This window comes from Vibrio sp. C8, assembly GCF_054051265.1.
Genome location: NZ_JBPAOE010000052.1, coordinates 141,042 through 154,123, shown reverse-complemented (window position 1 = coordinate 154,123; position 13,082 = coordinate 141,042). Strand labels below are relative to the sequence as shown.

Genomic DNA, 13,082 nt, shown 5'->3' with positions numbered 1-13,082 from the left:
CGAACTCTTTGAAAGCTTCTAATAGGGAAGGTTGCAGATTACTTTGCAATAACGTTCGCTACGTCTTTAACCAGTGCCGCCAGTTCATCCCATTTTTCGCCATCGATAAGATCGTTTGGTACCATCCAAGTACCACCACAAGCTAAAACGCTTGGGATAGCTAGGTAGTCGTTAACGTTTTTAGGGCTAACGCCGCCAGTTGGCATGAATTTAATTGGGTAAACGGCTGTTAATGCTTTAAGCATGTTTACGCCGCCTGAAGGTTCAGCTGGGAAGAATTTAAGAGTACGTAGACCCATTTCCATTGCTTGTTCTACTAAGCTTGGGCTGTTTACGCCAGGTACGATTGTCGCACCACGTTGTTGGCAGTATTTCACTGTTGTTGGGTTAAAGCCTGGGCTGACAATGAAATCTACACCAGCATCGATAGCTTCGTCTACTTGTGCCGTTGTCAGAACGGTACCAGCACCGATCAGCATTTCAGGGAAAGCTTCACGCATGTTTTTGATAGCTTGTGCTGCAGCTTCAGTACGGAAAGTCACTTCTGCACATGGAAGACCATTTTCAATAAGAACTTCCGCAAGCTTCACGGCTTTGTTTGCATCTTTAATTGCAATAACAGGAACGACTTTGATTTCAGCAAGTTGTTGGTTTAAATCTTTCATCTTTTTTCCTTAAAGTGTTGGCATAGCGCTAGAGGGAATGATAGCACCACGGTACTGAATAACGGTTCCAGCCACTAAATGGCCAGCAGAAGCAGACTGTTGTTCGCTGCCTCCAAGAATTCTTTTCGCTAGGTAACCCGCACTGAACGAGTCACCGGCTGCTGTTGTATCAACGACGTTTGAAATCTTATTTGCTGCAACAGTGTATAGCTCATCATTTGAAATAACGAAACAGGCATCGGCACCGCGTTTAACAACAATTTCTTCAACGCCGAAGCCTTGAGTACGTTCGATGGCTTGCTTCTCTTCTCTGTCTCCCCAAAGTAGCACTTCATCGTCGAAGGTTAGGAAAGCAACGTCAGTGATTTTTAGGATCTCAGTGTACACTTTCTTAGCATCTTCAATAGAAGACCACAGAGCAGGGCGGAAGTTGTTATCAAAGGCAATCTTGACACCTTTTGCTCGGCATTTTGTGAGAACTTCGATAAGTGACTTCAGGCAATCTTCTGGAAGAATCGCAACACTGATACCGCTTAGGTAGATTATTTGATGTTCGCAAAGCTGCTTTTCTAGCTCTTCAAGTTGTACATCACGTAGCCAGTATTTAGCTGCTGCATCATTACGCCAGTAGAAGAAACTTCTTTCGCCATCTTCACGAGTTTGGATGGTATAGATACCCGGTAATTTCTTCTCAGACAGGAAGACCATATCGGTATTCAACCCTTCTTGTTTCCAAGCAGATAGCATTTCAGCACTGAAAGGATCTTTACCAAGGCCTGTGACGTAGGATGTCGTTACACCAGCAGAGTGAGTAAGACGAGAAAGGTAAACAGCAGTATTTAACGTATCACCACCAAATCCTTGTTCAACTGCACCTTCGTTTTTTCTAAGCTCGACCATGCATTCGCCAATGATCGCAACTCTCTTGATTTGGTTCATAGGAAAACTCCATATGTATTACATGCATGGCTTTTAAGAGGGCATCGCACGTAATGAAATAAGGCGTAAAAATAAAACAACTATTCATATGGTTATATAAAACAGCTGCTTTATAAAAAATTATAATATTTCGACCATATTTAACTGAAAAAAGCCAACCAGAGCTGGTTGGCTTCAAATCATTTATTCCCGATAAACGATTTGCATTCGATTAAGCAATAAGAGACTTAACGTAAGCTTCAATTTCTGCGTCTTGGCAGTTATTGAAGAAGCACTCTTGGAATCGAGCGCCGCCAACCGCAGTTTTCACTAGTTCTTGGTCGATTGAACGTAGAGCTTCAACGATGCTGTCTTTCGCTACTGCAGATTTAACTTGGCTTAGGATGCTAGCGTTACGTTGTTGTGGTTCTGCACGCTCTTTCGGGTAGCCTTCGCCGCGAGGGCCCGTGAACGCTTTTTCGAACATGTAACGAACGTTCAGTTCACCAGCCCAGCCGAAGCCTTTCGCGAATGCTAGAGCAATAGCGTTACCGTTATTGATTTGGTTGAATAGGAAAGCGTCAGATGGTTCTAGGCAGTAACCACATACCACACCTGGGTGTAGGTTTAGCGACATCATTGCGCCTTGACCAGTACCACAACCTGCCACAACGAAGTCAACCGCTTTAGAGTTAAGAAGGATGCTCGCCATGATGCCTAGGTGGATGTAAGTCAGGTGGTGATCCGCTTCATCGCTCATACCCACGTTGAAAACATCGTGACCAAGAGGGCCCGCAACCGTGTTCAGTTCATTAAGAACCATTGCGTTTTTGCCTGCTTGGCTGTTTTCCATCATCAATGCAATTTTCATCAGAATCTCCTGCAACCGCAGTTGCTTAAATTATTTAAACTTTTAGTACGCTTCAATGAAGCTCACTAACGTTAACGTAATCAATACTGTTAGTTCTAAGCACCGAAGCACAATGCTCACAACTAACACTCTTAGCCTCTAACTCTATGATGTTGATAGAGTATAGAGACTAAGAAATCAGATGGATTTATCTGATAAGGGCAGTACGTATTAACGTGCTAACCAACCACCGTCAACAGCGATAGTGTAGCCGTTGATATAGTCTGAAGCTTTAGAAGCTAGGAACACACATGGACCCGCTAGGTCTTCTGGCGTACCCCAACGGTCAGCAGGAATACGCTCAAGGATCGCTTGGTTACGGTCTGCGTCTGCACGTAGAGCAGCAGTGTTGTTAGTAGCCATGTAGCCCGGTGCAATCGCGTTCACATTGATGTTGTGCTTAGCCCATTCGTTCGCCATCAGACGAGTGATACCCATTACGCCGCTCTTAGAAGCTGTGTATGAAGGAACACGGATACCGCCTTGATAAGAAAGCATAGAAGCGATGTTGATGATCTTGCCGCCGTTACCTTGAGCCATGAATTGCTTAGCGACTGCTTGAGACATAAAGAATACAGACTTGATGTTGATGTTCATAACGTCGTCCCAGTCTTGCTCTGAGAAGTCGATTGCGTCGTTACGACGGATGATACCTGCGTTGTTTACTAGGATATCAATGTGACCACACTCTTCTACAGCGCGACTAATGATGGAAGGAATGTCGTCCAGCTTCATTAGGTTCGCGCGAATGTCGATGAACTTTTGGCCAGTTGCTTTGATAAGTTCGATGGTTTCAGTTGGTTCAACAATGTTTACACCAACGATGTCACAACCTGCTTGTGCAAGACCTAAAGCCATACCTTGACCTAGGCCAGTATCACAACCGGTTACGATGGCAACTTTACCCTTCACATTAAATGAATCAAGAATCATTACTTTTTCCTCAACGTACCTAATTAAATATGAACAGGAACGCCCTGAACATCATGATAAGGAATATAACAAGAAAAAAACACTTCAACAAATAAAAATGAAAGGGCGTTTCAAAAAATATAACTGATCTCTAGTTTTTGCGGTGAATTGGATGTTGTTAAAAAATCAAAAACATATTTTAAATTCAAATTTGATGTGGTTTTGAGGGCTACTGAGCTTATGTAGGTGCCTCTTTGTCAATGGCTAGGTTTATTCAAATGGAGAGCCTGTTTTAGTCACCGTTATCTCTTAAAACAAAAAAGCCACCTTCTTGATTTTGAGAAGGTGGCTTGATGTAACTTTTCAGATGAAGAATAGTGGTATTACTTCGTTAAACCTAATGCTTCATTCATTACGTGGAAGATGTAGTTTTGCTCAACTGCGCCTTGGAACAGGTAAGCCTGAGGACCACGAGCGAAGATAGCAACGTCTTCACCTGAGTGAGTTTCTGAATCAAGTTTGATTAGAGACTGTTGACGGTAATCAATGTTCATCACTTCTTCTTCAGCTGGGTTAGGGCGATCTGCACCGCCTTTCTCAACCGCACCAGGACCATTACCGTAGCTCAATGTGGTGTAGTGTTTTCCATAAGCATCGACACTCAATTTACCGTTTGATTTAGACAGACCAAGAATTGGATTGCCGCGCTCTGCGTAACCATTTGAAATCAGTGTGTGCGCATGGTCAGCAGTGACAATGATCAACGTATCTTCTGGGTTTGTTTTATCAAGAGCTGCCTTGATTGCATCGTCATAAGCAACCGTATCCCAAAGTGCACGCGCAGCGTTACCATCATGATGAGCGTGGTCAATACGACCTGCTTCAACTAATAACAAATAACCATCCTTGTTATTAGATAATAGGTCGATTGCTTTTGAAGTCATCTCTGCGAGTGAAGGCTCGTCGCCACGGCGATCCGCTTCATACTTCATGTGGCTGCTCTCAAACAGACCAAACACTTTCTTTGCGTCTGCTGGAATGCTTTCGAAACCTTTTTGATCGTAAACATATTGACCATCTGGGTGTTGAGTTTGCCATTTTTCAACGAGGTTTTGACCGTCTTTACGTTTGCCTTTTTTACCTTCAGGGTCGACGACATCGACAGGCAGGAATTCGCGACGTCCACCACCAAATACCACATCCATACCTTTACCTTCGTTGAAGCTAATTAGCTGCTGTGCGATATCGACACAACCTTGATTCTTGGCGATGTTTGGAAGCGTTGCGTCATTTTCCCAGTTACGGTCGGCTGAGTGAGCATATGCGGTTGCTGGTGTCGCATGAGTGATACGCGCAGTAGACACAACACCAACAGACAGTCCTTTTTCAGCGGCCATTTCCCAAGCTGTTTTCGCTTCATTGCCCTTCACTGTATTACAGAAACCGCGCTTAACGTTGTCATCAACACTGATGACACCTTGCTTGGTTTTCACACCCGTTACCATTGCAGAAGCCGTACCTGCTGAATCTGGCGTTTGTGCATCAGTATTGTATGTTTTTGACAAAGCCATGTTAGGCATAGTTTCCATGTTCAGGCGGTATTCTTCGCCCATTAAACCGCGACGCTGGCCTTCAAAAATACGCGCTGCGGTAATCGTACCTACGCTCATACCGTCACCAACAAATAAGATCACGTTCTTAGCGGGTTTATCGATAGGCATGTTCGCTTTTGCTTTTGCGATAGTTTCCTGAGCTTGTTTGAACCACACGTCATCTTTCTGTGGCGCGTCAACACCAGCGGTTTGGCTCTGTGTAGAACAGCCAGCTAGGGCTGTCAAAATACCACTGACTAATAGAAGTTTTTTACTTTTCACGGGCATAGGCTCCAATTGTTTTCTCGAATTTCCATGTTGCTCAAAGGCTTAACGGGGTCTAATTACCCAACATCTTTATGAATAATGCGTTACTGATGGATGAAGTTTTTATTATTGTCATATTACTGTCTTATGCTGCGGGTACTTTTATTAGCAACAATGAATAACGTATCTTTTTGATATCAATAGAAATTGCAACTTATGAAACTGACTTTGTTAAAACGTTTTGGCCGCATTAGCGCGTTAGGAATATTACTGGCACTTGGTTGTGCTTCTGGTACTTATGCTCAAGAAGACATCAACATCACGAGTTCTGATGTTGTCACTTTGGATTGGATCGACTTGATTCCAGAAACTGAGCGCAACGTTGCGCCGTTACCAAATAAAGCGCCGCTAAATCATGATAGTGATACTCCACCTCAGAATATGGCCGGAGGATTTCGTGATGATTTAGATGGAAAACAAGTGCGTATTCCGGGCTTTGTTATTCCTTTGGAAGGGGACGATAAAGTGGTAACAGAACTACTTTTGGTTCCTTATTTTGGTGCTTGTATTCATGTTCCGCCGCCGCCACCGAATCAAATTCTTTATGTAAAGTTCGATAAGGGCGTGCCTATTCAAGGACTTTGGGATGTGGTTTACATCGTGGGTAAGTTGAACGTGGAGATGGTTGAGTCTGATTTGGGGCAAGCGGGTTATCTGATTAACGGTGTGACGGTTGAAGCTTATAACGACTCAAGCTCGTAGTATTGGAAGTAAGAAAAATAAGCCGCTGAGAATAAGGTGATGCTCAGCGGCGACAGAACTTATATACCAATATTTAATGGTTACTTAGGCGGATGGTGCTCGATCCAATGGCGGGCAATTTGTTCGCGGGTTGCAACCCAAACGCCTTCGTGAGATTGCATGTAATCCAAAAACTTCTTCAGCGCCATAAACCTGCTTGGTTTGCCTATGATTCGGCAGTGTAAGCCAATCGACATCATTTTTGGCTTATCTTTGCCTTCTTCATATAAGCAATCAAAGTTCTCTTTAAGATACTGAAAAAACTCTTCACCGTGGCTAAATCCGTAGGGCGAGGAAAAACGCATATCATTGGTATCTAACGTGTATGGGATCACTAGGTGTGGCCTAGTTTCTCCGGGTTTCTGGCTATTGGGTACTTGAGTCCAGAAAGGCAGGTCATCACCGTAGTAGTCTGAGTCATACAAGAGCCCATCCTGTTCTGCGACTAACTCGCGCGTATTGGGTGAATCTCTTCCTGTATACCAGCCAATAGGGCGCTTACCTGTCAGGCGCTCGATGATGTCGAGTGCCTGTTTCATGTGTTTGCGTTCTTTTTTAACGGGCATGTTCTGGTAGTGAATCCACTTTAGTCCGTGGCAGGCGATTTCATGTCCATCTTCCATGATCGCTTTGGTGACTTCTTGATTGCGTTCTAATGCGGTGGCCACACCAAAAATGGTTAACGGCAGTTCGCGTTTTTTAAACTCGTTTAGAATGCGCCAAACCCCTGCACGAGAGCCATATTCATACAGTGATTCCATGCTCATGTGGCGGGTAGGGTAAGCCTCTGCGCCTGCTATCTCAGACAAGAAAATCTCAGAGTGTGAATCGCCGTGCAACACGCAGTTCTCACCACCTTCTTCATAGTTAAGAACAAACTGAACGGCTATTTTTGCTTTGTTTGGCCAGTTGGCGTCTGGGACATTATCGCGTCCGTAACCGATATAATCGCGAGGATTAAAATCTTTCATTCGAATTCCTTATCTAATCGTCCACGTTTTTATGTTATGCGTTAGGTGAAGAGTTTGCTGAAATCAACATGTGTTTCTTGTTTGCTGGTTAAAGATATTGAAGCTTTTATCTGTTCCAAGTGATGGCGCATCCAATGTTGAGCTTCGCTGATCAAATTTCTATCGAGCAAATCAATCAAGTTCGAATGGTCACCACAGTCGCAATTGACACTTTCACGAGTACCATAAGCGGCAATTACCAGAGATGAGCGGTAACATAACTGCTCGACAAACTCAGCCAGAACCAAGTTGTGACCGACACGCGCAAGCTCATAATGGAACTTAGCGGTAAGCTGAATAGCTTGTGCCATATCGCCGTTATGATTGGCTCGTTTTTCCAGTTCTACCATTGACCGAAACTGTTGTGACAGCTTGTCGTTCCAGTTTTCACTGATTGAAGGGATAAGCAGAGGTTCTAGCATAATTCTGCTATCCCAGACTTCAGACGCTTCTCTGCGACTAGGGCGGTTTACTTGCGCACCTTTGTTTGGCTGAATAACGACAAATCGTTCCAACGCTAATCTTTGCAGAACTTTGCGAATACCCGTACGGCTGACACCAAAAGCTTCAGACAGTTTGTCTTCTGGCAGACGTTCACCCGGTGGAATTTGGTGTTCAACAATGGCCTTTAGCATTTTATGATAAATGATTTCGTCGTTAGACATGCGGAACTCTCTAATTACGTTTGTATACAAAGCGGTAGTGCAATATGTATACCAAACAGGCTTTTATTGTTTTCCGTAAGCACCAGTCAATCTCTGGCGGTCAAGTCACCAATATCTTGCACTATGATGTAGCACTTGTTCGACTCTGGTGCACAAAACTGTGTGTACAATATTCGGTAAGCTAGTGATATGGTAGCTTGTGAGTTTGGCACACTACTTGTATTTGTAATTGTATACAATTGACGCGAATAAAAGCTTACATGGAAGTGTAGGGAATAATTAAAGAGCAGACAAAATATATGAACGTATTAGAAAAGTTGAAAAAGGAATGGTTTCTTGTTGGCATGGTGGTCGCTATTGCATTGGCAACAGTGAGTTCAGATGTGGGTAAATCTGGAGGATGGATTCACCTAGATCAGCTGACGGGTATTGGTGTGGCCATTGTCTTCTTTCTACACGGTTTGGGGCTTTCTCCTCAAGCAATCAAAGCGGGCATGACCAACTGGCGTCTTCACTTGTACATTCAAGCGGCGACCTTTGTTGTTTATCCACTATTGTGGGTCATCTTTGGTGAAGCATTTATGGCGTATATGCCAGCGGCTTTGGCGTTTGGTTTTTGTTATTTGCTCGTACTGCCAAGCACAATTTCATCTTCTGTTGCGATGACCAGTGTCGGTAAAGGTAACGTTCCGGGCGCGATTTTCAACGCTTCACTTTCAAGTATTATTGGTGTTTTCATCACACCGTTTCTTATTCAGCTTTTTATGGGCGTAGAAGGGGTTGAGCTCGATCTGATGGCTTCTGTTCTTTCCATCGCCAAACTGCTTTTGTTACCAATGATTGTTGGTCAAATTCTTCGTCCATACCTTGTTAACTGGATTAGTAAACACAAAAGTGCTGTAGGCAAGGTTGATAAGTATGTCATTTTGGCGATCGTCTATAACGCATTCTGTGATTCAGTGGAGAACGGCATTTGGCATGAGTTCTCTATTGGTCTGCTGGCAAGTTCTATTGCTATTTGTTTAGTGGTTCTTTTGTTTATGGTGCATTTCATTCAGTGGGGCGCGCGTCGAGTAAACTTTGATCTACCTGATGAAGTCGCAGCGGTTTTCTGCGGAACGAAAAAAACACTGGCGGCGGGTATTCCAATGGCAAAAGTGATTTTTGGAACTGATCCAACACTCGGTATGATCTTATTACCTATCATGCTTTACCACCCAATCCAGATTTTCTACTGTGCAATATTAGCGAATCGCTATGCTCGCCAAACAGAAGGCGCAGCAGTAACAAACTAAAACAATTAAAAAGTAAGGAAGCGAAATGACTAAGGATAGTCGAGTCTATTGCTCTCAAGGGCCAGAACAGTTACCTGCCAAAGAACGAGGAAGTTTAAGCGGCACGCAGTTTGTATTTAAAGACCTATTTGATGTTAAAGGCTTTAAAACAGGCGCAGGAAATCCACAATGGTTGGCCACGCATCCCTGTGCGCCAACCACATCTTCATTGATATTAAAGTTGCTTAATAATGGTGCTGAATGTGTCGGCCGTGTGCAGACCGACGAACTGGCGTATAGCCTAAACGGACAGAACATCCATTACGGTACGCCAGTTAATCCTGTCGCTCCAGATTGTATTCCGGGTGGTTCGTCGAGTGGCAGCGCAGTCACAGTCGCAAACGGCGAATGTGAGTTCTCAATCGGAACCGATACCGGAGGATCGGTTCGTGTTCCCGCCAGTTACTGTGGCTTGTTTGGTCTTCGTCCAACCCTCGGTTCGCTTGATCTTCACGCTTGTTTTGAATTGTCTAAAAGTTTCGATACCGCAGGCATTTTCAGTCGCGAATTACCATTACTACGCAAAGTTTGGCGTGTGCTGTCTGGGTCAAAATCAGAAAGTCGCAGTGCCACACATTTGTATTTGGACAGTCAGTGCGCTCAAGTGCTCAGTGAAGAGAGATTAGCTCGCCTGAAACACTGGTGTAAACAAGCTGATATTGAGTTGATATGTGGCGATTTGCTGCATGAGAACGGCTGGCAACTGAGTGACCTAAGCTTACTGTTCAGAACCATTCAAGGTTTTGAGATTATTCAAAAGCACGGTTTATGGCTTGAGCAGCATGGCGATAGTTTAGACCCAACCATTTTAGAGAGAGTGAAATGGTCACGTACCATTTCCGAGCAAGATTACTTACAAGCCTTGGATAAGCAAGCGAAGTTCAAAGAATTCATAACTTATCACCTGACTGAATACGCACTGGTTTGGGCTATTCCGACTACACCATCGGGACCTCCGGCACTCGCTATGTCTGGTGAGGCGTTAGCCAATTACCGAACTCAGCTTATGGGATTAACCAGTATTGCGGGCTTAAGTGGTTTACCGCAATTGCATTTACCTATGCAAGGATTGCAAGAAGGGCCATGCGGCATTTCCGTTATGGGCTTAACGAATCGTGAAGAAGATCTGATTACGACGGGCGAAACGCTGATTCAAGGAGAAAAGCTTGTTCAAGGAGATAGTAAATGAAATATCAAACCGCTTTCACAGCTCCGCATTACAAGGCCGCTCAAGTCGGTCAGAAGATTCTCGACCAAGGTGGAACCGCGAGCGAAGCTATGGTTGCAGCCGCAGCAATGATCGCTGTGCAGTATCCACATATGAACAGTATTGGTGGTGACAGCTTTTGGTTGATCGCCAAAAAAGGGCAGACTCCCGTCGCCATTGATGGTTGCGGTGCTGCTGCGTTGGAGGTTGATGTTGAACACTACCGCAGTCAAGGTGAAGAACTTCCGGAATTTGGTGGTGAAGCGGCGATTACCATGGCAGGCACTGTTGCTGCGTGGCAAAAGGCGCTAGAACTGGACTCAACCGATATCAGTTTACACACGCTACTAGAACCAGCCATTGAAGCTGCGCAGCAAGGCGTCGAAGTGACTCAAAGCTTAGTTAATGCCAGCGAAAAAACCTTCGGTAGATTAGCTCAGCTCAAAACGTTCGCTGAACATTTCCTGAAGGAAGGAAAAACACTTACATTAGGTGACGTTGTCACTAATCAGGCGTTAGCCGAAACGCTCAGAACTCTAGCAGAAAACGGGCTGGATGATTTTTATCGTGGCGAAATAGCTAAAAGTGCGGCAGAAGAACTTCAGCAGGCAGGCAGCCCGATTACTTTAAAAGATTTTCATCACCACCAAGCCAAAGTAATGGCACCACTGAGTGTCAATACCTCGAAAGGTAAACTGTACAACTTCGGTGCTCCGACTCAGGGGGTGGCTTCGTTGTTGATTCTGGCGATTTATGATCGCCTCTCTTCACAAGCGCAAAGCGAAGTTGATCATATTCACCTGTTAGTAGAAGCAACCAAGCAAGCCTTCATCATTCGCGATAAAGAAGTATGTGATGAAGAGTATCTGACTCAGCCTTTGCAAGAGTGGCTCAATGAATCAGTGATTGATCGTTGCGCTGAGCAAGTGTCTATGGAACAGGCGTTACCTTGGCCACACCAAGCGCAACCGGGAGACACCATCTGGATGGGAGCAACCGATCAGTACGGCACTATGGTGAGCTTTATTCAAAGTATTTACTGGGAGTTCGGATCAGGTTTTGTGCTGCCAAGTACCGGCATATTGTGGAACATCCGTTCGAAAAGCTTCTCTTTGGATGCCAAACATCACAACGTGCTGGCGGGTGGTAAGAAACCATTCCACACATTAAACCCAGCTTACGCAGAGTTAGGTGATGATCGACGTATGGTTTACGGGACTATGGGAGGCGAAGGCCAACCACAAACGCAGGCATGTTTGTTTAGCCGCTATCACTATCAGGGCTATGCATTGGATGAATCAGTAGCATTGCCGAGATGGTTGTTAGGTCGTACATGGGGTGATTCAACCAACAACTTACGCCTAGAAGAATCTTTGTATCACCAGTACGGAGAGCAATTTAAACAAAAAGGCCACGATGTTACTTACGTGGCTGATAACAATGAATTAATGGGACACGCTGGCGCAATCATTATTGATACGCATGGAAAAGCCTCGGCGACCAGTGATCCTCGTAGCGATGGAACTTATTTACTTGGAGAATAAAATGACAGCCCATAATGAATTGCATTCAACTGGCAATCTTTTTGAAACGCTCAACCCGCCACAACGTCTGCTTATGGGGCCGGGTCCAATCAACGCGTATCCGCGCGTACATCAAGCTATCTCTCAATCACTGATTGGACAGTATGATCCTGTGATGACAGGTTACATGAACCAAGTTCAGTCGCTGTATCGTGGTGTGTTTTTTACCCAAAACCAACAAACTATGTTGGTGGATGGCACTGCGCGCTCTGGTATTGAAGCGGTATTAGTGTCGGTTCTTCAACCGGGTGACAAAGTGTTGGTTCCGGTGATTGGCCGATTTGGTCATCTGTTGTGTGAAATAGCACAACGCGTCGGGGCTGTGGTCCAAACCATTGATATCGAATGGGGGGAAGTATGCCCAGCGGAGAAAGTTGAGCAAGCAATTAAAGCGTTTAAACCGAAGGTACTTGCTACCGTTCAGGGTGATACATCCACAACCATGAATCAGCCGTTGCAAGAGATGGGTGAGATTTGTCAACGCCACGGTGTTCTGTTCTACTGTGATGCGACAGCATCCATTGCGGGTAATGATCTCAAAGTCGATGAATGGCATTTGGATGCAGTATCGGCGGGTTTGCAAAAATGTCTCGGTGGTCCCTCTGGTTCGGCACCTATCACTTTAAGTGACCGATGTGCGGAGTTGATCAATCGACGCAAACACGTTGAAGCGGGTATTCGTGCCGATCACCACACCCAAGGTGAAGATGCGATGATTCAGTCGAACTATTTCGACTTAGCAATGATCATGGATTACTGGGGACCAGAACGTCTTAACCATCATACAGAAGCAACCAGTATGTTATACGCGGCTCGTGAATGTGCGAGACTCTTCCTTGAAGAAGGCCCAGATAAGGTGATTGGACGCCACAAACAGGCCGGTGATGCTATGGCTGCAGGTTTGCGTGCGATGGGGCTTGAGCTGTTCGGCAATCAAACATACAAGATGAACAACGTTGTCGGTGTTTATATTCCTGCAAATGTGAATGGTGATGTGGTTCGACTAGAATTGCTAAACCGCTTTGGTATCGAAATTGGTACTTCATTCGGCCCACTGCATGGAAAGATTTGGCGTATTGGCACTATGGGTTATAACGCTCGCCAAGAGTGCGTGCTTTCAACTTTGGCTGCGTTAGAAGCGCTGCTGATTAAGCACAAAGCGAAAATCGATCCGGGTCAAGCTGTTGCTGCGGCAATGGAATTTTATCAATAGTGGGA

General features: G+C 44.9%; 12 protein-coding genes. 5 read left to right on the top strand and 7 right to left on the bottom strand.

Going from position 1 to position 13,082, the window contains the following annotated elements; genetic code table 11:
* Positions 1-38 precede the first annotated feature (38 nt).
* The 5 genes from ACRQQK_RS20130 to ACRQQK_RS20110 form a co-directional block, all read right to left on the bottom strand.
* Positions 39-665, bottom strand: coding sequence for a bifunctional 4-hydroxy-2-oxoglutarate aldolase/2-dehydro-3-deoxy-phosphogluconate aldolase (locus ACRQQK_RS20130; protein WP_042482680.1), 627 nt, complete (start codon positions 663-665; stop codon positions 39-41).
* A gap of 9 nt (positions 666-674) precedes the next feature.
* Complete coding sequence (gene kdgK, locus ACRQQK_RS20125) at positions 675-1,604, bottom strand: 2-dehydro-3-deoxygluconokinase (protein ID WP_457514381.1); 930 nt, start codon at positions 1,602-1,604, stop codon at positions 675-677.
* A gap of 211 nt (positions 1,605-1,815) precedes the next feature.
* Positions 1,816-2,454 carry an RpiB/LacA/LacB family sugar-phosphate isomerase gene (locus tag ACRQQK_RS20120; RefSeq protein WP_457514380.1) on the bottom strand — a complete coding sequence of 213 codons (639 nt, stop codon included), beginning with the start codon at positions 2,452-2,454 and terminating at the stop codon, positions 1,816-1,818.
* 210 nt (positions 2,455-2,664) lie between these two features.
* Positions 2,665-3,426, bottom strand: a complete 762-nt coding sequence (gene kduD / locus ACRQQK_RS20115; RefSeq protein WP_457514378.1) for a 2-dehydro-3-deoxy-D-gluconate 5-dehydrogenase KduD — start codon at positions 3,424-3,426, stop codon at positions 2,665-2,667.
* A 362-nt stretch (positions 3,427-3,788) separates the two neighbouring features.
* Positions 3,789-5,279 (bottom strand): alkaline phosphatase, encoded by a 1,491-nt coding sequence (locus ACRQQK_RS20110; RefSeq protein WP_457514376.1) that lies wholly within the window; start codon positions 5,277-5,279, stop codon positions 3,789-3,791.
* Between the two features lie 201 nt (positions 5,280-5,480).
* Between ACRQQK_RS20110 and ACRQQK_RS20105 the strand changes: the two genes are divergently transcribed.
* Positions 5,481-6,026, top strand: coding sequence for a DUF3299 domain-containing protein (locus ACRQQK_RS20105; protein WP_457514374.1), 546 nt, complete (start codon positions 5,481-5,483; stop codon positions 6,024-6,026).
* Positions 6,027-6,106: 80 nt separating this feature from the next.
* Here ACRQQK_RS20105 and puuE read toward each other — a convergent pair whose 3' ends face one another.
* Positions 6,107-7,036, bottom strand: coding sequence for an allantoinase PuuE (gene puuE, locus ACRQQK_RS20100; RefSeq protein WP_457514372.1), 930 nt, complete (start codon positions 7,034-7,036; stop codon positions 6,107-6,109).
* A gap of 41 nt (positions 7,037-7,077) precedes the next feature.
* Positions 7,078-7,740 carry a GntR family transcriptional regulator gene (locus tag ACRQQK_RS20095; protein ID WP_457514370.1) on the bottom strand — a complete coding sequence of 221 codons (663 nt, stop codon included), beginning with the start codon at positions 7,738-7,740 and terminating at the stop codon, positions 7,078-7,080.
* Positions 7,741-8,039: 299 nt separating this feature from the next.
* On the opposite strand from ACRQQK_RS20095, the gene ACRQQK_RS20090 reads away from it, so the two are divergent.
* From ACRQQK_RS20090 to ACRQQK_RS20075, 4 genes are read left to right on the top strand one after another with little or no spacing between them, the layout of a single operon-like run.
* Entirely contained in the window at positions 8,040-9,035 is a 996-nt protein-coding gene (locus ACRQQK_RS20090; protein WP_457514369.1) for a bile acid:sodium symporter family protein, read from the top strand.
* A gap of 25 nt (positions 9,036-9,060) precedes the next feature.
* Complete coding sequence (locus ACRQQK_RS20085) at positions 9,061-10,263, top strand: amidase (RefSeq protein WP_457514367.1); 1,203 nt, start codon at positions 9,061-9,063, stop codon at positions 10,261-10,263.
* The gene (locus ACRQQK_RS20080) at positions 10,260-11,825 is read left to right on the top strand and encodes a gamma-glutamyltransferase family protein (protein WP_457514365.1); all 1,566 of its coding nucleotides are present in this window, start codon (positions 10,260-10,262) and stop codon (positions 11,823-11,825) included. Before ACRQQK_RS20085 ends, ACRQQK_RS20080 begins: the two co-directional genes overlap by 4 nt.
* 1 nt (position 11,826) lies before the next feature.
* A complete protein-coding gene (locus tag ACRQQK_RS20075) occupies positions 11,827-13,077 on the top strand; it encodes a pyridoxal-phosphate-dependent aminotransferase family protein (protein WP_457514363.1) in 1,251 nt (416 codons plus the stop codon).
* The last annotated feature ends 5 nt before the right edge of the window (positions 13,078-13,082 follow it).

Bases quoted from the DNA above. Each gene is read 5' to 3' on its own strand.
- ACRQQK_RS20105 (WP_457514374.1), top strand. From the start codon at position 5,481: ATGAAACTGACTTTGTTAAAACGTTTTGGCCGCATTAGCGCGTTAGGA.
- ACRQQK_RS20130 (WP_042482680.1), bottom strand. From the start codon at position 665: ATGAAAGATTTAAACCAACAACTTGCTGAAATCAAAGTCGTTCCTGTT.
- ACRQQK_RS20075 (WP_457514363.1), top strand. From the start codon at position 11,827: ATGACAGCCCATAATGAATTGCATTCAACTGGCAATCTTTTTGAAACG.
- ACRQQK_RS20085 (WP_457514367.1), top strand. From the start codon at position 9,061: ATGACTAAGGATAGTCGAGTCTATTGCTCTCAAGGGCCAGAACAGTTA.
- kdgK (WP_457514381.1), bottom strand. From the start codon at position 1,604: ATGAACCAAATCAAGAGAGTTGCGATCATTGGCGAATGCATGGTCGAG.
- ACRQQK_RS20080 (WP_457514365.1), top strand. From the start codon at position 10,260: ATGAAATATCAAACCGCTTTCACAGCTCCGCATTACAAGGCCGCTCAA.
- ACRQQK_RS20095 (WP_457514370.1), bottom strand. From the start codon at position 7,740: ATGTCTAACGACGAAATCATTTATCATAAAATGCTAAAGGCCATTGTT.
- ACRQQK_RS20090 (WP_457514369.1), top strand. From the start codon at position 8,040: ATGAACGTATTAGAAAAGTTGAAAAAGGAATGGTTTCTTGTTGGCATG.
- kduD (WP_457514378.1), bottom strand. From the start codon at position 3,426: ATGATTCTTGATTCATTTAATGTGAAGGGTAAAGTTGCCATCGTAACC.
- puuE (WP_457514372.1), bottom strand. From the start codon at position 7,036: ATGAAAGATTTTAATCCTCGCGATTATATCGGTTACGGACGCGATAAT.
- ACRQQK_RS20120 (WP_457514380.1), bottom strand. From the start codon at position 2,454: ATGAAAATTGCATTGATGATGGAAAACAGCCAAGCAGGCAAAAACGCA.